The organism is Priestia sp. FSL P4-0332, from assembly GCF_038005845.1.
Taxonomy (GTDB): Bacteria; Bacillota; Bacilli; order Bacillales; family Bacillaceae_H; genus Priestia.
Window position 1 is genome coordinate 3092526 of sequence record NZ_JBBOUA010000001.1, and the last position, 20935, is coordinate 3113460.

At 39.2% G+C, this 20935-nt stretch carries 23 protein-coding genes and 3 pseudogenes; 12 read left to right on the plus strand and 14 right to left on the minus strand.

Annotated elements, in window-relative coordinates:
* Nucleotides 1-190: 190 nt before the first annotated feature.
* Nucleotides 191-988, minus strand: a complete 798-nt coding sequence (locus MKY06_RS15795) for an aminoglycoside N(3)-acetyltransferase (RefSeq protein WP_013057788.1) — start codon at nucleotides 986-988, stop codon at nucleotides 191-193.
* Between the two features lie 317 nt (nucleotides 989-1305).
* Between MKY06_RS15795 and MKY06_RS15800 the strand changes: the two genes are divergently transcribed.
* Entirely contained in the window at nucleotides 1306-2310 is a 1005-nt protein-coding gene (locus tag MKY06_RS15800) for a DUF3231 family protein (RefSeq protein WP_013057789.1), read from the plus strand.
* 236 nt (nucleotides 2311-2546) lie between these two features.
* Nucleotides 2547-3077 (plus strand): GNAT family N-acetyltransferase, encoded by a 531-nt coding sequence (locus tag MKY06_RS15805; RefSeq protein ID WP_013057790.1) that lies wholly within the window; start codon nucleotides 2547-2549, stop codon nucleotides 3075-3077.
* A gap of 40 nt (nucleotides 3078-3117) precedes the next feature.
* Here the strand turns inward: MKY06_RS15805 and MKY06_RS15810 are convergent.
* Nucleotides 3118-3867, minus strand: a pseudogene (locus tag MKY06_RS15810) (SDR family NAD(P)-dependent oxidoreductase).
* A 199-nt stretch (nucleotides 3868-4066) separates the two neighbouring features.
* Between MKY06_RS15810 and MKY06_RS15815 the strand changes: the two are divergent.
* Complete coding sequence (locus MKY06_RS15815; protein WP_029322730.1) at nucleotides 4067-4333, plus strand: hypothetical protein; 267 nt, start codon at nucleotides 4067-4069, stop codon at nucleotides 4331-4333.
* 51 nt (nucleotides 4334-4384) lie between these two features.
* Here the strand turns inward: MKY06_RS15815 and cysI are convergent, their stop codons facing one another.
* Together cysI and MKY06_RS15825 are read right to left on the minus strand one after the other, a co-directional pair.
* A complete protein-coding gene (gene cysI, locus MKY06_RS15820; protein WP_013057793.1) occupies nucleotides 4385-6106 on the minus strand; it encodes an assimilatory sulfite reductase (NADPH) hemoprotein subunit in 1722 nt (573 codons plus the stop codon).
* A gap of 22 nt (nucleotides 6107-6128) precedes the next feature.
* On the minus strand, nucleotides 6129-7937 hold the full coding sequence (locus MKY06_RS15825) for an assimilatory sulfite reductase (NADPH) flavoprotein subunit (RefSeq protein ID WP_029322735.1): 1809 nt from the start codon (nucleotides 7935-7937) through the stop codon (nucleotides 6129-6131).
* A gap of 618 nt (nucleotides 7938-8555) precedes the next feature.
* Between MKY06_RS15825 and MKY06_RS15830 the strand changes: the two genes are divergently transcribed.
* A complete protein-coding gene (locus MKY06_RS15830) occupies nucleotides 8556-8738 on the plus strand; it encodes a YolD-like family protein (RefSeq protein WP_013057795.1) in 183 nt (60 codons plus the stop codon).
* A 25-nt stretch (nucleotides 8739-8763) separates the two neighbouring features.
* Nucleotides 8764-8916, plus strand: a complete 153-nt coding sequence (locus MKY06_RS15835; RefSeq protein WP_013057796.1) for a hypothetical protein — start codon at nucleotides 8764-8766, stop codon at nucleotides 8914-8916.
* Between the two features lie 34 nt (nucleotides 8917-8950).
* Here the strand turns inward: MKY06_RS15835 and MKY06_RS15840 are convergent, their stop codons facing one another.
* Both MKY06_RS15840 and MKY06_RS15845 read right to left on the minus strand, forming a co-directional pair.
* Complete coding sequence (locus MKY06_RS15840; RefSeq protein WP_013057797.1) at nucleotides 8951-10558, minus strand: MDR family MFS transporter; 1608 nt, start codon at nucleotides 10556-10558, stop codon at nucleotides 8951-8953.
* A gap of 22 nt (nucleotides 10559-10580) precedes the next feature.
* Nucleotides 10581-11033 carry a MarR family winged helix-turn-helix transcriptional regulator gene (locus tag MKY06_RS15845; protein WP_013057798.1) on the minus strand — a complete coding sequence of 151 codons (453 nt, stop codon included), beginning with the start codon at nucleotides 11031-11033 and terminating at the stop codon, nucleotides 10581-10583.
* A 158-nt stretch (nucleotides 11034-11191) separates the two neighbouring features.
* Between MKY06_RS15845 and MKY06_RS15850 the strand changes: the two genes are divergently transcribed.
* A complete protein-coding gene (locus MKY06_RS15850) occupies nucleotides 11192-11941 on the plus strand; it encodes a MerR family transcriptional regulator (protein WP_029322737.1) in 750 nt (249 codons plus the stop codon).
* Nucleotides 11942-12195: 254 nt separating this feature from the next.
* Here the strand turns inward: MKY06_RS15850 and MKY06_RS15855 are convergent, their stop codons facing one another.
* The 4 genes from MKY06_RS15855 to MKY06_RS15870 all read right to left on the minus strand — a co-directional run bounded on the left by MKY06_RS15855 (nucleotide 12196) and on the right by MKY06_RS15870 (nucleotide 13736).
* Nucleotides 12196-12729 (minus strand): GNAT family N-acetyltransferase, encoded by a 534-nt coding sequence (locus tag MKY06_RS15855; RefSeq protein ID WP_013057800.1) that lies wholly within the window; start codon nucleotides 12727-12729, stop codon nucleotides 12196-12198.
* Between the two features lie 44 nt (nucleotides 12730-12773).
* On the minus strand, nucleotides 12774-13145 hold the full coding sequence (locus MKY06_RS15860) for a hypothetical protein (RefSeq protein ID WP_098277637.1): 372 nt from the start codon (nucleotides 13143-13145) through the stop codon (nucleotides 12774-12776).
* Nucleotides 13146-13187: 42 nt separating this feature from the next.
* Nucleotides 13188-13379, minus strand: coding sequence for a hypothetical protein (locus MKY06_RS15865; RefSeq protein ID WP_014459359.1), 192 nt, complete (start codon nucleotides 13377-13379; stop codon nucleotides 13188-13190).
* Nucleotides 13380-13463: 84 nt separating this feature from the next.
* Nucleotides 13464-13736, minus strand: coding sequence for a hypothetical protein (locus MKY06_RS15870; RefSeq protein ID WP_013057803.1), 273 nt, complete (start codon nucleotides 13734-13736; stop codon nucleotides 13464-13466).
* 220 nt (nucleotides 13737-13956) lie between these two features.
* Here MKY06_RS15870 and MKY06_RS15875 point away from each other — a divergent pair, with 220 nt between their 5' ends.
* Together MKY06_RS15875 and MKY06_RS15880 are read left to right on the plus strand one after the other, a co-directional pair.
* Nucleotides 13957-14190 (plus strand): hypothetical protein, encoded by a 234-nt coding sequence (locus tag MKY06_RS15875; protein WP_013057804.1) that lies wholly within the window; start codon nucleotides 13957-13959, stop codon nucleotides 14188-14190.
* Nucleotides 14191-14205: 15 nt separating this feature from the next.
* On the plus strand, nucleotides 14206-15315 hold the full coding sequence (locus MKY06_RS15880) for a GerAB/ArcD/ProY family transporter (RefSeq protein ID WP_013057805.1): 1110 nt from the start codon (nucleotides 14206-14208) through the stop codon (nucleotides 15313-15315).
* Nucleotides 15316-15335: 20 nt separating this feature from the next.
* On the opposite strand, the gene MKY06_RS15885 is transcribed toward MKY06_RS15880, so the two are convergent.
* The gene (locus MKY06_RS15885) at nucleotides 15336-16052 is read right to left on the minus strand and encodes a CPBP family intramembrane glutamic endopeptidase (protein WP_053487457.1); all 717 of its coding nucleotides are present in this window, start codon (nucleotides 16050-16052) and stop codon (nucleotides 15336-15338) included.
* Between the two features lie 219 nt (nucleotides 16053-16271).
* On the opposite strand from MKY06_RS15885, the gene MKY06_RS15890 reads away from it, so the two are divergent.
* Nucleotides 16272-17459 carry a macrolide family glycosyltransferase gene (locus MKY06_RS15890; protein WP_053487458.1) on the plus strand — a complete coding sequence of 396 codons (1188 nt, stop codon included), beginning with the start codon at nucleotides 16272-16274 and terminating at the stop codon, nucleotides 17457-17459.
* Between the two features lie 128 nt (nucleotides 17460-17587).
* Here the strand turns inward: MKY06_RS15890 and MKY06_RS15895 are convergent.
* Nucleotides 17588-17707, minus strand: a pseudogene (locus MKY06_RS15895) (DUF6584 family protein); the annotation flags it as partial.
* Nucleotides 17708-17787: 80 nt separating this feature from the next.
* On the opposite strand from MKY06_RS15895, the gene MKY06_RS15900 reads away from it, so the two are divergent.
* Nucleotides 17788-18066 carry an RNA polymerase sigma factor gene (locus tag MKY06_RS15900; RefSeq protein WP_053487459.1) on the plus strand — a complete coding sequence of 93 codons (279 nt, stop codon included), beginning with the start codon at nucleotides 17788-17790 and terminating at the stop codon, nucleotides 18064-18066.
* 21 nt (nucleotides 18067-18087) lie between these two features.
* On the opposite strand, the gene MKY06_RS15905 is transcribed toward MKY06_RS15900, so the two are convergent.
* Complete coding sequence (locus MKY06_RS15905; protein WP_013057808.1) at nucleotides 18088-18405, minus strand: hypothetical protein; 318 nt, start codon at nucleotides 18403-18405, stop codon at nucleotides 18088-18090.
* 206 nt (nucleotides 18406-18611) lie between these two features.
* Between MKY06_RS15905 and MKY06_RS15910 the strand changes: the two genes are divergently transcribed.
* Both MKY06_RS15910 and MKY06_RS15915 read left to right on the plus strand, forming a co-directional pair.
* Nucleotides 18612-18731, plus strand: coding sequence for a DUF4023 domain-containing protein (locus tag MKY06_RS15910; RefSeq protein ID WP_013057809.1), 120 nt, complete (start codon nucleotides 18612-18614; stop codon nucleotides 18729-18731).
* Nucleotides 18732-18903: 172 nt separating this feature from the next.
* Nucleotides 18904-19944 (plus strand): annotated as a pseudogene (locus MKY06_RS15915) (alkene reductase); the annotation flags it as partial.
* 27 nt (nucleotides 19945-19971) lie between these two features.
* Here the strand turns inward: MKY06_RS15915 and MKY06_RS15920 are convergent.
* Nucleotides 19972-20694 carry a GDSL-type esterase/lipase family protein gene (locus tag MKY06_RS15920; protein WP_029322755.1) on the minus strand — a complete coding sequence of 241 codons (723 nt, stop codon included), beginning with the start codon at nucleotides 20692-20694 and terminating at the stop codon, nucleotides 19972-19974.
* Nucleotides 20695-20935: the final 241 nt, after the last annotated feature.

Here is a 20935-nt window from a genome sequence, read left to right on the forward strand (position 1 = left end):
ATCTCCATAATTGTAAGACAACCTGACCGAATAAATTCACAGACAAGTGCCATTATGAAACAAGGAACATAAAAAGTAAACTATCTTGCTTGAATGACTTCTGCGCTTGTTTAATTTAGATTCCAGAGGGGGCGCTGGCTCTCACGTTAAGTTGTCTGATATACAGACAACTTTAAAAGCATACAACCACTTACTGTAGCGCTTTCAAATACGTTTCAGCAAAATCGACGGCTTTAGGCATTGAAAAGAAGTATGCAAGTGCTGAACCGATTTTTTCAGCTTTTATTCCTTTTGCTTCAATAAACGCTTCACCTATCTTTTCAAACAGCTCTTCTCGAAACTCTAATTCTTTATATGTCTTCCATACTCGCTTTCCTGCATCCATAACTGGAGACCCTTTTTGAATCACGTTTCGATATGGAATACGATATTCCGCTAGATGAAAAGAAGTATTGTTCCCAAACCCGACACCTAATAATAAAACAAAGGCATGTTTTTTGTAAAGCCTTTCAAGAGGAGAATTTTCGCCTAAACTGAATTCAAGGGGATGATCTCTTAAGAGGTCTTCGCTGTCCTTTCCCCAAGCGGCGAATGAATACATTGGATGGCTGCTTCTTCTTACGCCAGAGTACGTTCGAAAAGTTTCCACGATTTGTCCCATCCCGCTTGTTGGCGTGTGGGCCGGGTCATATGCAGGCATCGTTTCCCGAATAGTTTCCCACCACTCTTTTGGCACAGCCGGATTGCCCCATTCTGATGGATCCGAAAGATCGACCGACTGTGACGGCATCACGATCGTTCCTTCCTCTGTCACTGTCTCCATTAAAGCTTGAACAACGGCTACTGAACCTCCGTTTACCCACCCTAATGAAGATAGCGAAGAATGAACGATGATAGTCATCCCTTGTGTTATGCCTAACCTGCGTAAATCTTCTTTTAATGTGTCTTTCGTTCTAGGATGATCTGTTGCTTGGACAATGTGCTTCATCGTAAGCTCCTTACTTATAGTGCTGCGAGAATGTGTTGCCGAACTCTAGCAATATATGTAAAACTTATGTTTCCATAATAGTAAGAATAACATCAATTGTCAAATTATTTAAAGTAATAGAAAAACTTAGTTTTATTCATATCAGTTATCATACAACTGACTTGTTGGTAAGCTTTATTTCCTTCAATTATCTTACTATAATAACGGCTAATGAAGCTTTTCAATAAATTAAAAAGAAGAATATTCCTATAAATAAAAGAAATACTAATGAAGCTATAAATATTTACCTATCACTATTTTCAGGAGGAATGTGTACAATGAGCACATCAAAACTTCCGCCGCTCACGTCCTCGGAGCTTGCTAACTTATGGATGACTTATCAGGAAAAAACGATGATTTTGAGGTTTCTAGAATATTTTCTGGAAGATAAACAAGATTACAAAGAACTTTTTGAGCTATATTATAGCCGATCTTTAAAACGTGTAGCTCGAATTAAAGAAATATTTGAGAACGAAGGCGCTGTTATCCCAATTGGTTTTACGAAAGATGACGTGAATATAGGAGTTCCTAAACTATATGACCACATGTTCGAAGTCATGTATATACGCTTAATGTCTCAAATTGAAACAGGACTGTTTGCTTTGCATTCGACCATGTCTTACCGAGAAGATGTCCGAAATTTCTTCGTAGAGGCAACAGCAGAAGCACAGGACATATACAATCAATCCACACAAGTATTGTTAGAAACGGGTGTCATCGCAAAACCCCCATACGTTTCTATGCCTAAGGAAGTCCATTTTGTCCATGAACAAAATTATATAGGCGGATTGAGCTGGTTTAGCGAAAAAAGATCGCTGAATACCATTGAAGTGTCACTTATTCAACATGCTGTTGATACAAATCTTGTAGGAATGCAGCTGATGATTGGTTTTGCTCAAGTGGCCAACAACAAAGAAGCACAGCAGCATTTTGTCAGGGGTATGAAGCTTTCGAAGAAAATTGAAACAGAACTAGGTGATATTTTACGCCATAGCTACATAGAACCCCCGGCTACTCATGCCGGAAAAGCGACGAATTCAACCGTTCCTCCTTTTTCAGATAAGCTGATGATGTACAATACGAGTCTTTTGAGTACGTTCGGTCTGGGGAGTAATGCTTTAGGAGGAGCCTTTAGTTTAAGAAGTGATTTGCCATTAAAGATGCTCCAGCTTGCAAAAGACATTTACAGTTTGGCGAAAGAAGGCGGCAAAATTATGATTCAAAACGGATGGCTTGAAGAGCCTCCTCAAATTGAAGATCGCAATCAGTTAACTAAAAAATAGGTTCTTTCCTACAGGAAAGCTAGCTGCTCTACGTGCAGCTAGCTCTATTTGTTTTTTTAGTATACTGTTTTTAGTGCTAGTATGTAACAACTGTTTGCGTTATTTAGAAGTTTTTCCTGTCTTTTTCTCAGTCGTTTAGCTCGTATTTCCACTTAATTTATAACAGAAAAATAAAATAAAAGGTATTTTCTCTGAGCTGACGAAATCTTTCTATATAAAATAGAAAGGAGAAAAGTATGTTTCCTATTCTTCTTACACCTCGCACTACACTGCGTGAAATAACAGAAGTCGATGCAGATACTATTTTTGACTGCTTCTCTCAGAAAGAAGTTATTAGATATTACGGGCAAGAAAAATTCACAACTATTCAAGAAGCTCTGGTTCTGATTGATATTTTTGCTGAAAATTACAGAAATCAAAAAGGCATGCGCTGGGGAATTGAACGGCTCGATACGGGGGAATTAATTGGGACAGTTGGATTTAATCAGTGGAACCAAAAGCATAAGCGCGCGGAAATTGGCTATGAGCTGCACCCTCAGCACTGGGGTCACGGCTATGCTTCGGAAGCTGCTTCGGCTGTTATGGCTTATGGCTTTGATACCCTTCAGCTAGTGCGGATTGGAGCTGTTGTGTTTCTTGAAAACAAAGCATCACAGCATGTGCTTGAAAAGCTCGGGTTTCAAAAAGAAGGAGTGTTAAAAAACTATATGTATCAAAACGGAAAAGCTCACGATACGTTTGTTTATAGTTCCCTGCCTACTACATAATAAAAAAGGATTCTTTTCTTAAAAAGAATCCTTTTTCCTTTTATTTAAATGCCGCATACCCATCATCAGCCATGATGACGCTGCCGTTTACAGCTCCCGCTTCTTCTAAGGAAAGCAAATAAACCATATCTGCAATTTATTTTGGTGTAGTGAGCTCCCTGCTCATCGTTTTAGCTTTCATTCCTTCAATCATACCGTTGTCTTTATAGCCTTGAATAATGGGCGTATCAACAAATCCTGGCGCAATGGCGACGACGCGAATACCGTATTTAGCGAGATCTAGCGCAGCTGATTTCGTCATCATCACAACAGCTCCTTTTGTTGCGTGATAGGCATAGGTACCGGGTGAGGCTAAGAAGCTAAAAATAGATGCCGTATTGATAATGACGCCTTTAATACCTAACTCTCTCATTTTCCTGCCCGCTGCCATAATCCCATATGTAACGCCGTGCTGATTCACGTCAATAATACGATGATATTCTTCTAAGTCTTGATCTAAAATAGATGTAGGGCGTCCAATACCTGCATTGTTAAACATCACGTCAATTCGCCCAAAGCGGTTCACAGTTTCCTCAATCAGCGCTTCCACTTCTTCAAACTTTGTGACGTCTGTTTGCACAAATAAAGCGCTCCCTCCAGCTTCTTCAATTTTTTGAAGGGTCTCTTTTCCTTTCCCTTTATCATAATCAGCAATGACCACCGCGTCTCCTTTTTGCGCAAACTTTAAGGCAGTTTCTTTGCCAATTCCGCTTGCTCCCCCTGTAATAACCACTACTCGTTTTTGCTGCATGTTTCTCCCTCCTTGATAAAAATTCCTTTCTTTTACATTATAGCATTCTTTTTTTCTGCCAGCCGTTTCTATTGATCACCTCATTGCTATGAAATCAGCCGAGTTAGGCATAGGTGAACGCCTTTTTTAATAAAAATCAGCGTGTGTACAAGCAGTCTGCCATTTTTTGCATTTACTATAGTGTAAGGAGGTGATGGCTATGCATGAACACACAGGTAATGTATCTATCCCACGTCCTCCGGATGTGGTGACAATTCTGTGGGAGCGAAATCCTTTGGATAGACAAGCCCCTCGTACTGTCGTAGAAGCAACGGTAATCGGCAGCGCAAATCCTTGCGGACGCTTGTTAGCTCAAGGTCAGCGCTACCGAAGTGCAGCACATTGTTTACTTGATAACGGATTTGAACAAATTACCGCTGAAAGATTAGGAGTATTTGGAGTAGCAGTATTTGTTAGAGAATATTAAAATAGAAAAAAGGGACCTTTCTGTAAGTTTAGAAAGGTCCCTTCATACGTATTATGCGTGGAAATTCGTGCCGTCTGTTACAGCTTCGATTACACCAGCGCGGATGACATAGTCACCAAAGTGCTCGCCTTCTTCTCTCTCTTTTGCATAGCGAGGAAGTAAGACGCGCAGTTCGTTTAAGATTTGTTCTTCACTGATATTTTCACGGTACATTTTACTTAAGCGGCTTCCATCAAATGCTGCTCCAAGATACATATTGTATTTGCCCGGTGCTTTACCAATAAAAGCAATTTCACCTAAAGCAGGACGTGCACAGCCGTTAGGACAGCCCGTCATACGAATGGTGATTTCTTTATCGCGAAGGCCGTTTTCATCTACAATTGCTTCAATTTTCTCAAGAAGAACTGGGAGATAACGCTCAGCTTCCGCCATAGCAAGCCCGCAAGTTGGAAGCGATACACAAGCTAATGAGCTGCGGCGCAGAGCCGAATAATGCTTGCCGTCAGTTAGTCCATATTGTTCGATGAGGTCACTAATTTGTTTTTTCTTTTCAGTTGATACGTTCGCGATAATTAAATTTTGATTGGCCGTTAAACGGAAATCACCGCTATGAACTTTTGCAATTTCACGAAGACCCGTCATAAGCTTATAGTCTTCAAAGTCAGCAATACGTCCACCTTGAACAAAAAGAGTAAAGTGCCATTTTCCTTTTACACCTTTTTCCCAGCCGTAGCGGTCGCCGTTATGATCAAAGTGATAAGATTTTGCTTCGTCTAAGCTCCAGCCCAGACGATTTTCAAGCTCTTCTTTTACCGTTTCTAATCCAAGACGATCAACCGTGTATTTAAAACGCGCGTTTTTACGTACAGAGCGGTTTCCATAATCACGTTGAATCGTAATGACTTTTTCAGCTACTTCTAGAATTTGATCAGGTCGACAGAACCCAATCACTTTTGCAAGCTGAGGGTAAGTTGCTTTATCTCCGTGCGTCATACCCATACCGCCACCGATTGCTACGTTAAACCCAACAAGTTTCTCGTCTTCTAAAATGGCAATAAAGCCAAGGTCTTGTGAATACACGTCAATATCGTTAGACGGTGGAACAGCTACGCCAATTTTGAACTTTCTTGGCAAATAGAGCGGACCATACATTGGTTCCACTTCTTCTTCCACTTCCGGTGTGCTGATCACTTTCTCTTCATCTAGCCAAAGTTCGTGGTACGCTCTTGTACGAGGCAATAAGTAATCACTTAATTTTTTTGACCATTCGAATACTTCAGCGTGCACTTCTGACTGATACGGATTCGGATTGCACATTACGTTACGGTTTACATCTCCGCAAGCTGCAATTGTATCTAATAAAGAAGCATGAATTTCTTGAATCGTTTTCTTCATGTTCCACTTTAAAATTCCGTGCATTTGGAATGCCTGACGAGTTGTCAGCTTTAACGTTCCATTTCCGTATTTTTGTGCTAAATCATCCATCACTAGCCACTGTTCTGGTGTTGAAACACCGCCTGGCGTACGGACGCGAAGCATGAATTGGTAAGCTGGCTCTAGCTTTTGTTTTTGACGTTCATTACGAAGATCTCGGTCATCTTGCAAGTAGCTTCCGTGGAACTTCATCAAACGATTATCGTCTTCAGAAATACCTGAGCTGATGCGGTCGAGCATTGTTTCTCCTAATGTACCGCGCAAATAATTACTTTCATCTTTTATGCGCTCAACGTCACTTGGAGGACCTTCGGGCGCTTTTAAAATTTTGTTTACCATGTTGAAAATCTCCTTTCAATCCTCAGTATACATCACGCTGATAACGTTTTTGTTTCTTCATTTCAGCAAGGTAACCTTCCGCCTGTTCACGGCTCATCTTGCCTTCTGTTTCGATAATTTCAACTAGCATGTTGTGCACGTCGCGTGCCATATTTGTTTTATCTCCGCACACATAAAAAGATGCGCCTTCTTCTAACCATTGGAATAATTCTTTACTATGTTCGAGCATACGGTTTTGTACGTATACTTTTTCTTCAGTATCGCGTGAAAACGCCACGTCCATTTTTGTCAGTACGCCATCTTTTAACCACTTTTGCCATTCTGTTTGGTAAAGGAAGTCTGTTACGAAGTGCTGATCTCCAAAGAACATCCATGACTTGCCTTTTGCCCCTGTTTCTTCACGCTCTTGCATAAATGAGCGGAACGGAGCCACACCTGTACCAGGTCCTACCATAATAATTGGCGTTTCTTGATCTTGAGGAAGCTTAAAGTTTTTATTGCTTTGAAGATATACAGGAATCGTATCGCCTGGCTGCAAACGTTCTGAACATAGGACGGAACAAACACCTTTACGCTCGCGTCCATGCGCTTCGTAGCGTACCGCTCCGATTGTTAGATGAACTTCATCAGGGTTTGCTGATAAGCTGCTTGCAATCGAGTAAAGGCGCGCTGGCATTTTACGTAAAATGGCTACAAACTCTTGTGCCGATACGTTCCATGGGCCGAAGTCACGAACTAAGTCAATCACATCACGGCCTTGTGTGTATGCTTTCAATTCCTCGCGATTTTCTACAAGCGCTTTTAACTTATCGTTTCCAGTAAGCTCAGCTGCTTGCTTTAAAAGCGGCTTTGTTAAAACGGTAATTTCAAAATTAGAGATTAGCGCTTCTCTAAGAGGACGCGTTTCTCCTTCTTTATTAACCGTTACATTTTCACTTGCATCCCACTTGAATTCGTTAAGAAGAAGATCAACAAGCTCCGGGTCATTTTCAGGATAAATACCTAAACTGTCTCCTGGTTCATACGTCAAACCTGAACCTTCTAGAGATAGTTCTAAGTGTCGCGTTTCTTTATTTGATCCGCGGCCGTTTAAGTTTAAGTTCTCAAGCACTTCTGCTTTAAAAGGATTTGTTCTTGAATATGGTGAAGTTCCTGCAGGAGCTTCCGCTGGAACAGCTGCCGAAGCGCTGTGTCCTTTCGCTTCGCTTAATCCATCAATAACACCTTTAAGCCATTTATTTGCGGGCTCTTCAAAATCTAAATCACAGTCAACGCGCGGATACAGTCTTTCACCGCCAAGTTCTGCTAAGCGCACATCAAATTCTTTTCCTGTTTGACAGAAAAATTCGTATGAGCTGTCTCCAAGCGATAAAACAGAGAAACGGAAGTTCTCAAGTTTTGGCGCTCGACGGCCGTGAAGAAATTCATGGAAAGATAGCGCATTATCAGGCGGCTCTCCTTCTCCATGTGTACTTACGACAATTAATAAATTTTCAAGTTTCTTTAAATTATTTGGTTTGAAATCATTCATAGAAGATACGGTTACATTAAAGCCTTTTGCTTCAAGCGTTTTGCCTGTATTTTCAGCAAGTCCTTGAGCATTTCCTGTTTGTGATCCATAAAGAATCGTTACGTCTTTTGAAACTGTCTGTTTCGTTTGAGCAGGCGCTGCTGTAGAAACGTCTGGCGTTCCTTCGGCAGACGTAGATTGAGATGCTGTTAAATAACCGCTCAACCACATTTTTTGTGCTTCTGTTAATGTCGGCAGAAGGCGATTAAGCAAATCTGCTTGTTCTTGATTAAAAGGGCTGTTTACTACCTTAAGTTGCAACACTGTCCACCTCACAAAAATATATAATTTAAATATGTATGCTTTTACGAATCATCTTCAACAACATTTAATACCTGTGTCTAATTAATCAATGATGTTTCCCTTCATACATTATTATTCCTATAGATTATATCAAATTTAATTATATAAATCATTAGAAAATTCTTATCAAATTCGTCTACCTGCATTTTATCGGAGAAGAATAAATTAGTAAAATACATATAATTGATAACTAGTATTAAGATCATTAATAATTGAAGCTGTAGTTACGTTTTTTATAAACACAGTTACTTCTATATTTGTTCATTCTACATCCTTCACATGAATATGAATATTTTGTAATTTTTAGAGAAGTTTTGTAGAAACGGTTTTCTTTCTCATCAGAATGTTACATAATAAATGTAACATTAATCCTTTTAAAAAACACTATACGGAAAAGACAGTATATTCTGAAATTTAGGACAGTTCATAGGTGGGCTAGCAACCTTTTATTCGATCTATTCATACACGTTGGAGAATATAAAGGGAAGCTTGCAGTACATACAATTCCCTTTTGCTCATCTCAAATGAAAGGACTGGCTTTTAAATCAGGTAATCTTTTTTAAGGAGGCTTCTCGAATGTTTTTACGAGAATTAACGAAAAGTGGGACGATAACTGTTTCTTACTATAAAGATGGAACGTTGCAAACGTGCAAAGGCCGCGTGCACAACTTAAATCTCCATCAGCAAATTCTATCCGTAAAAGACGAAAATGAAGCCGTTGTTTCCCTTCAGCTTTCTGATATTAAATCCATTCATTAGTATGTAAAATTAAGGAGGAATTCTCATGTGGAAAGATAATAAGCAAGCGCTTACAGATTTTGTGTCGGAAGATCGGTTTGAACTGAACTTATATTTAACGTATTTGCTTGATCAAATTTCGTATGACACGTCTAAACAATCCCCTTTTCTTCGTAAGCCTAATGAAACAACTAGTTAATATAGAAAAAAGCGCACAAATTTGTGCGCTTTTTTTAACGTGATGGCTCTACTTCAGCAATGCCTTCTTCTGGTTTTTCTTCGGCTTTTTTATTTGAAAGCTTGATCTGCCTTAAGAACAATGTGCATACCGCTCCTAAAATAATAAAAGCTAAGCCCATGAAAAAGACGCTGTGCAATGCGCTCATTAGCGAGGTCTTCAAAATTGGCACAATGCTGTCTGAAAGGGCAGCTGGAATACTCTTTAGCGCTTGGGGGCTAAACAGCATCTGCAGCACACTTTCAGGATTCGTATCAATCGCTTTTTTAAACCCGTCCGCAAAAGCACTTGCTTGAGCAGGCAATGTGTTTAAATATGGAACGAGTTTGTCAGTAAGAAGCGTACCTGATTTTGCATTCATCACCGCTCCTAAAATGGTAATACCGAACGTTCCTCCAATTGAACGGAAAAATTGACTTGATGATGTAACCACACCGAGCTCTTCTTTTGAAAAGCTCTCTTGAAGAGCAAGTGTTAAAATTGGCATCACAAGACCCATTCCTAAACCGATTATGGCCATATAAGAAGTGGCAACAAGTTTGCTAGTATGAAGGTCTAATGTTGTTAACAAGAAGAACCCTCCTGCCATAATGAGCATACCCGTTACGATTTGAGGCTTGATTCCAACTTTATAAACAAGCTGCCCTCCAATAATACTTGTTACAATCATTGAAATCATCATCGGCGTCATAATGGTACCGGATTCCGAGGCGCTGACTCCAACGATTCCTTGCATAAAGAACGGAACAAACGTAATGGCTCCGAACATGCCGATGCTCATAAAAAAGCCAATGATATTTAAAAGCGTAAACGTTCGGTTCTTAAATAAATACATCGGAAGAATCGGCTCTTTGGCTTTCGTTTCCACAATAATAAAGCTTATGATCCCAACAACAGCCAGTGTAAATAGACTAACAATTTGCCAAGAGTTCCAGTCGTAGTCTTTTCCTCCAAAGCTCAGGGCCAGAAGCAAGCTCACTACTCCGATAACCATTGTGAACATACCCGCTACATCGAATTTCACAGGTCCCGTATGTTTCTTTCCTTGAAGTCCCAGTGCAATAAAAACGGTAGCGAGTATCCCTACCGGCAAGTTGATGTAAAACACCCATTTCCAATTCAGTGAATCAACAATCCATCCGCCAATTTGTGGACCAATGACAGAAGCAAGGCCGTAAATTCCTCCGAATACTCCTTGGAATTTTGCTCGTGCTTTTCCTGTAAATAAATCACCGATTACAATCATTGCCATCGGCATCATAACGCCACCGCCAATTCCTTGTAATGCACGGAATAAAATAAGCTCTGTCATGTTATTTGCCATTCCACATAGAGCAGAAGCGACCATAAAAATAATAAGTCCTGTAACATAAATTACTCTGCGTCCTACTAAATCAGCGAGTTTCCCTGCAATCGGAACAACCGTTGTCGACGTTAATAAATAGGCTGTTGTCAGCCATGTCATCATGCTCAATCCACCAAGATCTCCTACGATTCTTGGCATAGCTGTTCCGACAATGGTTCCATCAAGTGCAGAAAAGAACATCGCAATAATTAACCCAATTAATAAGAGCGTGCGCTTTGAATTTTTTTGATTTTCCATCGTGTGTCTCTCCTCTTTTTTGTTACTGCTGCTTATCTTTATAAGAAGCAGCTGACGTTGCAAGCTTTTTCGTAATAGAAGCCATCATAGAAAGCTCTTCTTCTGTTAAATGCAAAAGATAGCGGTCCATAATGGCTTTTCGACCATTCAGCACATCTTCAAGCTTGCGATGCCCAAACTCCGTTAAGGTAATATCAACGACTCGTCTGTCCTCTTTATTATGTTCTCTTACAACAAAATTGTGTTGTTCAAGACGATCTACTAAAAGAGTCACGGCGCTCGGTTTGACATCCATGAGTTCTGCAATTTGAGAAACCTTGCTGCTCCCTACTTTCTTTAAATAAGAAAGAACAAATAATTGCGTAGGAGTCATCTCATGCTCATTTAGGCTCTCCATCATTTCAGGCTGCATTTTTTCAAATAGCACTTGAAGCGATGAACGAATCTCTCCAAGATACTGATTGCTTTTTGTCACATCTATTCCTCCAGGCTTGCTTATTTATTTCATGTTATAAATAGTTAATGCTAATTAAATATAAATGCATATAAACTAAAAGTCAATTATTTCTTTTTTAGTATTGACCCTTACGCTGCGTTATATTTTATAGTAGATTTCAGAAGGGAGATGAAAGAATGAACAGAAAAGTAAAAGAAGTTGCTGACTTAGTAGGAATCAGCGTCCGCACGCTGCATCATTATGATGAAATCGGGCTATTAAAACCTGATGCCGTTAGTGAATCCGGCTACCGGCTTTATTCACCGGCTAATCTCGATATGCTTCAGCAAATATTATTTTTTAAAGAACTTGGCTTCCCTTTAAAACAAATTCACGAGATTATAACAGATCCGACGTTTAATCGCACAGAAGCGTTGATACTGCAAAAAAACATGCTGATTGAAAAACGCAGTCGGCTCGATCAAATGATTGTAACCATTAATAAAACGATTCAATATGAAAAAGGAGCGATTGAAATGAACGAAAAAGAGCGGTTTAAAGGACTGGATTTTTCGCATAACCCCTATGAAGAAGAAGCACGGAAGCGCTGGGGAAATCAGCGGGTAGATGAAGCGAATGAAAAAGTACAAAGCTTCTCACAAGAAGAACAGCAGCGCATATCAAACGAATGGGAAAGTATCTACACTCACTTAGCTTCGCTTCGTGATCTGTCACCATCCTCTACAGAAGCTCAAAAAGCTATTGCGACATGGTATCAATTTTTAAATGAGAACTTTGGAACATATTCATTAGAAGCCTTTAAAGGTCTTGGAGAAATGTATGTGCAAGATGAGCGATTTACAACTAACATTGATCGCTATGGAAAAGGATTAGCCAAATTTATGAACGAGGCGATGAGTGTATTTGCGGAAGCTAAAAAACAATAAACAAAAAAAGAGTGAGATATAACTACGTCAATTCAATCTAAAGACGAACCATTGGCATACATGATCTGGCCTGCTTGTTCCGCCGCCATTGATTTCCGTCCAAGGCTTCGCGTTCCGCGGGCGCCGCTGAGCCTCCAAAATCGTTAGAAGCATCTGCCTATAGGAAGCCTATGTTCATCACCACAATGAAAAAATCCGAACGATTCATCGTTCGGATTTTCATTCACTTAATATACTTTTGTCCCAGCCTCTTTTTATAAGTGAAGACCCATAAGCATTGTATTATAGTACACGCCATTTATATAGGTGTCTTTTTCTTTTAATCCTTCTGTTTGAAACCCTAGCTGCTTGTATAAAGAAATAGCTCTTTGGTTATCTTCTCGCGTCACAAGTTCGATTTTTTTTGTTTGTTTATTCGTACGTGCCCATTCAATCAGCTCAATCATTAGCTGTCTGCCTAACCCTAGCCCGCTATAAGATTTCTCTACTACAATACCGAGGATTCCCACATGCTTATTACGCGGGTTTTGAGACGAGGTGATGGATGCAATACTAATGATTTTCTCTTCTTTTTCAGCCACAACTATAAGAGCATTTTGCTCTTGTTTTACAGAAGCTAAAAACAGTTCGTACTCTGAAAGAGGTGTAAGAAACTCACCTTCTCCAAATGAAAGAAAATCGCTTTCTCCTCCTACCCGGTTGTAAAAAGCAATCATTTTCTCTGCGTCTTTCGGTGCTGCTTCTCGAATGCTGATGCCTATACCGTTCTTTAATGTACATAAACTCATATATCCATCTTCCTTTTGGTTATTCTTGTTTGCTTAGCCCAATTTTAGCGCTGTTTTTCTCTCCACTGATCTAACCACATGCGATTTCCTAAAGCTGTAAAATCATTTTCGTCGGCGTAGCGTTCAATGACGGAAAGCGCGTTGTCCTCAAGCATTGGTGAATAGCTCATGATTTCTAAAATATGATGTGCAGCCCATAGGTCAATTCGATAAGTAGGATTCGTCAGCAGTGTTGCAAATTCAAACAGCATGCCTGGATAATATAAATGAATGAGCTGTGCAATTTTTTTCATATCTTCTGCAGCTCGATTGCCTCTTTTTACAGATTTTTTATCTCGATAATCGATTTCATAATGAATTTTGGCGCTTTTTTGATAAAGATCAACTAGCGTTTCATACGTACGGTGTTTCCGCATTTCTCATCTTCCTTTGCTTCTAGATTTCCTCGTTTGAAGATGCTATAGTTCATTTTTAGGTTTCATATATTCAAATAAATGCAGCAAAAATATGATACTTCCACCAATACACATCACAAAACTTAACGTAGCAGGATACTGAATAAAGAAACCGACAACACCAAAAATCAGCATAGCAAGCGCTCCTATCATCATAAACAGATGATAAGCCGGTGTATTTTCTTCATTATTCATACATAACTCCTTTTCACTATTTTTTAAGTCATTAAAAAGATATGACACTTCTTTTGGACTATGATCTTTTATTTTGCTGCCGCTTTATTTCTTTAGTTTAGCACGAAGTAACGTGAGAAGGCCTCCTCCAAACATGACGCCACCCACAATTTGATACAGATGTATGTAGCTTTTTATCGTTTCAAGATACAGATCCGTGTCTGCGTTCCCTTGACTTTCTAGCCATTTTTCACCCATGGCCTGCCCTGTTGCAACGCTTTTTAACAAAACGACCAGGCCTCCAAGCATGACAACAGCGGCGATAATAAGCTGCACCTTTTCTTTGTCATCTAGCATTTTTTTGAGCTCATCTGCCATATATATCTCTCCCATCCTTACCTTGTTATGTATCTACTTGTTTGTAATCATGCTGTTTTTTCTATTATAACGCTCAACTTGGTCATTATAACACGGTTTTGCCCTGGCTTTAGTCTTACTTTTCATAAATCAAGCCTTTTTGGATCATACTATATTTGAAACACAGGCGTCTTTAACATCCCTTCATCATTTTTAAAGGGTTACTAATTGAGGTTGATACATGCTTATATTTTTAGGGATTTTTTTACTTTGTGCAGCTGTTTGTTTAGTAGAAATACCTTATTTAAAAAAAGTGAACAGTAAAAAAGAAAAGCAAATTTTTTGGAGTTTGTTCATAGTAAGTATTTTAATTGTTAGTTTAAAATACGGCGGTGTGGAGGTTCCTAACCCCGGGGACGGCATTGCTTTTTTATTAAAACCTTTTAGTGATTTTTTGTTCAGTCTGTTGAAATAAAAGGAAGTGAACAATGTGCATAGTCAGATGAATTTATCCGCAGCACAGTTTCGAATACTCGTCATTTTTTATAGTTTAGGCGACACCATTTTAGTCGTTCCTGGAAGCTTAACGGCTGATTCTAAACAAGAGGCATGGATTCCAGCTATTTTAGGCGTAGGTGTAGGCGTTTTTCTTGTATGGATGTATATCAAACTTTCTAGCCTTTATCCTAATAAAACGCTCATGGAACTAAACGAAGCCATTTTAGGCAAGTGGCTAGGAAAGTTTGTATCTCTTTTATTTGTCGCTTCTACTCTTCTTTTTTGCAGTCAAGTTTTGTTTTACGTGGGCTCGTTTCTAACAACTCGCATTATTATTCAAACACCTATGCTTGCTGTTCATATTTTGTTTATGGGAATTGTGATTGTCGGCGTTCGGCTTGGCATTGAAACGATTGCCCGCTGTGCTGAAATTCTCTTTCCTTGGTTTGTTATTCCGTTCTTAATCTTAGTTTTTTCGATCTTCCCTCAAATTCATTATGAGAATTTGCAGCCTTTGTTAGAGGTAGGCGTTAAGCCTATTATCAGATCTATTCTGGTATTTACAAGTATTACTTCTCTCACTTTTATTGTATTGCTAACCGTTTTCCCTGCTCACGTAGCGGAACCAGATCAGCGAAACCGCGCTTTTTTTACGGGAAGCTTAATCGGCGGAGGCATTATGATTATTATCTTATTGCTTGGCATTCTTGTACTTGGAAATACGTATACACGTATTGCTTTATATCCAAGCTATGAGCTTGCAAGACGGATCGAAGTTGCGGATTTTCTAAAAAATATTGAAGTAATTATGGCTATTATGTGGTTTTTATCTCTTTATTTTAAAACGTCTCTCTACTATTATGCGACCGTTTCTGGACTCGCTCAAATTCTTGAATTAAAAAACTACCGAATTTTAACTCTTCCGCTAGGCATTATTGCCGTTACATTTTCACTTATCGTGTATCCAAGCATTCCATATGAACAAACGTGGGACAGAGATACGTGGATTCCGTATAGTCTGTTATTTGGACTATTTTACCCTCTTGGATTATTAATTGTTGGGAAAATTCGCGTAAAGCATTCTGCATCTTTATCCAAATAAAAAAGCCGCTTAAGCGGCTTTTAAAAGAAGACGGTTATACTCACTAATCCATTCCACAGCATATGTAAAATCATAGATGGAAAAATAGATTTTGTTCGATAATAAATAATGGCAAAGACAAGTCCCATGACGGTAGCTGTAATCGGAAAGCCAATATGTAACAGACCGAATACAATAGCCGAAACGAAAATGCCTACAAACACGTGATGGCGTTTGGTTAAAAAACCACATAAAACACCTCTATAAAGCAGCTCTTCTTTAATAGGCGTAATGACTGCTACACTTATAAAGAATATCCAGCTTGAAAGCAGCGTTTGATTAAAACTGCCTTGGTTTAAATCTTTTTGCTGCTGATTTGCGCTTTCTACGTTTAAAAATGAAAGCATCACGTACTGCACCGCGGCTACAATTAAAAAGCCTACCACAATATATACATACGTTTTTCTTTCTTTTAATACTGAGACGTTCCACATAGGCTTTAAAAATCTGCGCACAGGCCTGTACAGCACCGCAACGCCTAGAAAAAACGCCGCGTCTACCAGCAGGGCATATGGCCCTTCTAATAAAATTCCCGTCATATTTGAACCCGTAACTTCATCGTAAATAGCTACTCCAATTCCGGCTATAATCTGCAGGCCAAAGCCTAACACGATAAATAGAAGCAGCGTGAAGTAAGTAAACTCTTTTTTCTTTTTAGGCTTTAAAACCGGCTCTGAATTTGTTGATAACGTACTCAAAATAGCAACCTCCAAAAATGATTCTTTCTCTCTAGTGCTCTCAAAATTCTACCATAACCTCTGCTTAATGATGTTATTTTTTAGGAAAAAAGTTATATTTTTTCACATTTTATACACAAAGTTAAGGTTTTAAAAGATAAATGCGCTAGCCAAATTAGTTGTCAACTTCCTTATATTTGATTACGCTTGAAGAAATCTTACCGAAAGTGAAGTGAAAAAATGGCAAACATTTTAATGATCAATTTTCCCGCTGAAGGTCACGTAAACCCAACGCTTGGAATGGTAAAAGCTTTTTCAGATCGAGGTGATACCGTTCATTACATTACGGCCGAGCGTTTTAAAGAGCGTCTTGAAAACGCCGGGGCTATCGTACACACTCACCGGGACTTATTAAGCGGTGTATCCATCAAGCCTGAAACTGCTCAAGGAATCAACGCCTTTTTAAATATCCACATCCAAACGTCTTTAGATACGCTGAAGCTTGTTCATACATTATCAAAAAAAATTGACTTTGACTTTGTGTTTTACGACAAGTTTGGAGCAGGGGAATTAGTACGTGATTATTTGCGAATTCCCGGGATTGTATCATCTGCTTCTTTTTTAATGCCAAAAGAACGCTTAGCAATGATGCCTCTGCATCCGGATTCAGACGTTCCATTTAAACCTGACGAAAAAGCTCAGTACGGGCTCAGCTTGCTCAAAAATCAGTTTGGCGTAGAACCTAAAAATCTGCTTCAATTTATGAACAATGAAGGCGAATTAACGGTCGTATACACAAGCCGCTTTTTTCAGCCGCTTCATGAACGTTTTGATGAATCCTGTTTATTTATTGGGCCAAGCTTTCCAAAGCGTCACACCTCTCATGATTTTCCGTTAGAAAAGCTAAAAGATGAAAAAGTTCTTTATGTTTCAATGGGAACAGTACTCGACGATGTAGAAGGCTTTTTCAACCTTTGCATCGACGCATTTAGCGACTTTGATGGAAAAGTTGTGATTGCAGCAGGAGACCGGGCTGATTTTAAAAAGATAAGAAAAGCACCAGAGCATTTTATTATTTCGCCCTATGTTCCTCAGCTTGACGTGTTAAAAGAAGCTGACGTTTTTATCACGCACGGAGGCATGAACAGTGTAAATGAAGCTATTCATTTTAACGTACCGTTAGTCGTTTTACCTCACGGAAAAGATCAGCCGCTCGTTGCTCAAAGGCTCGTGGAGCTAAACGCCGGGTATCGCTTAGCAAAAGAAACGGTAAATGCCTCGCTTTTAAGGAGTGCCGTTGACGAAGTCATACATGACGACCGCTACAAGAAAGGGATAAAAGAAATCAACGTAAGTTTCGAACAGGCAGCTGGACCCGCCGCTGCAGCCGAAAAAATTGTAAATCACGTAGTGAAGCAGCATTCATAAAGAAAAGGTGCACATCTGTGCACCTTTTCTTCATGAAAACAGCCATGTACAAACTGTATATACGCCAATGATTAGTAAACTGACGACTGTAAGGAAAATCAATGCACATCCAGCTACAATAAGTTTATCAGCTCATTTGGATACGTAACGAGCAAACTGTGCAGGCGATCTCTCACTTTCCCCAAGTTCCCTTGTTCGATATCTCGTTGAATATTTTGCCTTGTTTTTTTTGATACTACATCGCTCATAAGCCTCTCCTTTTTAGGTGTTTATACTCATCTTAACGAGGGTACAATGAACTATAATTGATTTTCGAAGGGGCTCAGTTATGAACAATGATCTTTTACTCATTCAAGAGATAAAAATCCGAAAGAAAGAAGCACTTCATCAGCTTTACAATCGATATGAATCGCTTTTGTATCGTCTTGTCTATTCAGCAGTAAAAGATCCACATGCTTGCGAAAGCATCTTAACAGAGCTATTCAAAGAAATTTGGCATTCCCCTGATCTTTTGGTCAAAGAACGTACGCTTTCTCTTTCCTTGTGCAAGCAGTGTGTAAAAAATATAAAAAAGCACAGCCAGCACTCGGAGAGGATATCGTGGTAAATCATTTGTTTGCTGTACATACTATGAATACAAATCCATATGACTAAAATAATCGAAAATATGATTTAAATCTGTAATCTTTATGCTATGAGTGCTGTAAGCAACGATTATTTCAGCCAGCATAAGAACGAATAAAATGGCCAAAAGCACCTTAACAAGCGGAAATTGTCGGAACTGAGGAGAAAAAAGCAGTTTACTGACTGTATACAAAAACAGCAGGATAAAGTAGATCATCATGGCATTTGTCGCCTGAAGGGGCACATTCCAGACAAATATGTACACGCTGAATGTCAAAATCAAAATAAACGACATTTCTTTCCCGCTAAAAAAATCACTCATTGCGTAACACCTTTTCTTGTTCATGAATGAATAAGAAATTATAAACTCACGAAACATTAACATTATTTTTACAACAGTATACACGATTTTCCTGTTGATTTCTATATACCAGTGCACATATGAAGTTGCTTTTAACGGATTCGCGTCATGTTTTTACGTGCAATGGGTTATAGTAACAGGGAAAGTTCATAAAGGAGGTTTGGATAATGGAAAACACAAATGAATTTGTTCAAAAACTGAATGACAATCAAGAAAAGCAGCGTAAAAACAAGCAGGGTCAAGCTACTGGACATCCTGAGAAAAAACTTCCTAATAAACAGCATTAATGTTGTAAAAGTTGGCTGTAAAGACAGCCGGCTTTTTTTTCTGAACTTTTTCGGAAGTCGAAATGTTTGAAGATAAAACAAATCCCCTGTTACAATAAACTGAACCCGCTGCAAAACGTTCGCAGCTATACTTTCCTCTTAAGGAGCTGAATATAAAATGAGTAAATTTGAAAAACTATTCCAACCAACAAACATTGAAGCATTTGATTTACACACTCGTACAGCAATGGCACCGATGACAAGATGCTTTGCTGATCCAGAGACAGGCGTAGTCGGTCAAGACGTTGTAGACTATTACCGCCGCCGCGCAAAGGATGGTATTGGCTTAATTATTAGTGAAGGAATTGTTATCAGCGAACGCGCAAAAGGAAATCCTGGCGTTCCGGGTATCTATACCCAAGAACAAATTGATTCATGGAAGCCTGTAACAGAAGCTGTTCATGAAGAAGGCGGCACGATTATCGCTCAAATTTGGCACGTTGGCCGCTTGAGTCATTCCGGGTTAATCAATGGGCATAAGCCTCAGGCTCCTTCCGCTATTGCGGCACAAGGCCAAGTGCCTCGTTTCCGCAAGCCCTACGAAGAGCCTGAAGAAATGTCAAAAGAAGATATTAAAGAAGTTGTAGAACAGTACGCTCAAGCCGCTAAAAATGCCATTGAAGCAGGATTTGATGGCGTTGAAATTCACGGTGCTCACGGCTATTTAATCGATCAGTTTAATTCAGACTGGTCTAATAAACGCACTGATGAATACGGAGGCGACCTTGCACAGCGATTAACGTTTATGAAAGAAGTGATTTCGGCTGTTATCGACGCCATTGGAAAAGAGCGCGTTGTGATTCGCTTCTCTCCTCATAAGCTTGATAAACCAGACTACCGCTGGGACGACACTGAAAAAGCTATTCAAACGTATACAGAAGCGTTTAAAGAAACAGGAATTGAGATTATCCATCCGTCTATGCTGGATTTTTATGAAGATGTTCAAAACGGTCAAAATCTTTATGAAATTACGCGTAAGTACTGGGATGGACCGATTATCGGCGTAGGTGACTTAACGCCTGAATCAGCTGAAAAAGCGCTGCAAGCCGGCTGGATCGACGTAGCTGCTATTGGCCGCCCGCTTATTTCAAATCCTGATTATTTACAGCGCATCAAAAACGGAGATGCTCTTGTCGAATACGATGCTAAAAAACATTTACCAGAGCTTATCTAAAAAAAGCGCTCCTTTCGGAGCGCTTTTTTATTGGTTTACGTATGCCTGAACCTCTTGTTTCCAAATAGCATAGCCTTGGCCTTTTAAATGAAGACCATCAACCGTGAAATTACTTTTTAACTGATTATGTGTAGATACTTTCGAATACAGGTCAATGTAAGAATCATTGTGTTTCTTAGCTAGACGCTTTAAATAGTTATTTAATGCGATAACATCTTTATTGTCCACTGCGTCGCCGCATTTTTTATTGTTCACGGGCAGTACACTTTGAATATAGACTTTTGTATTCGGTGATTCTTTATGAATACGTTCAAGAATTTCAGCGTAATTGGCTTTGGTTTTTTTTACAGATTTTTGCTCATTTAAATCGTTAATGCCAATCATTAAGAAAATCTTTTTTGGCTTAGCATCTGTAATACTTTTTAGACGATGCAATACCCCTTCTGTTGTATCATCGGCTACGCCTCGATTGACAATCTGCTTATTATGAAAAAGTTCGCTCCATTCAGAGCGCTGGGTTATGCTATCACCGAGAAATACGATTGACTCTTTAGGAATACTTAATTGCTTGAACAAAGTGGTCCGTTCAATGTAATAAGGATTATCTCTATAGCTTTGCTTAGACGAATCCTTAGATGACAGCGGATTTTTCATCGCGCTGCTGCTTGTTGCATAAAAAGCAAAAACACCTATGAAAAGGACATTTAAGATAATGGAACTGATAAATACAACTTTCTTTGTTGAACTCACGAAAACGACACTCCTGTACTTTGTATGTTTTTTAGATAACTCTACGATGATATAGTAAAGCTTCCTGTTAACACTCTTTCCCTCCATACAAGACATTTAATCATTTTTTGTAAATAATGACTTTACATAAAAAAGAAGCGGCGCTTGAAAGCGCCGCTTCTTTTTCTATAATATAAGGGGTTAAAACGTACTTTTATTATAACATATAGTCTATGGTCATATTTTCCTCTATTAGAAAATA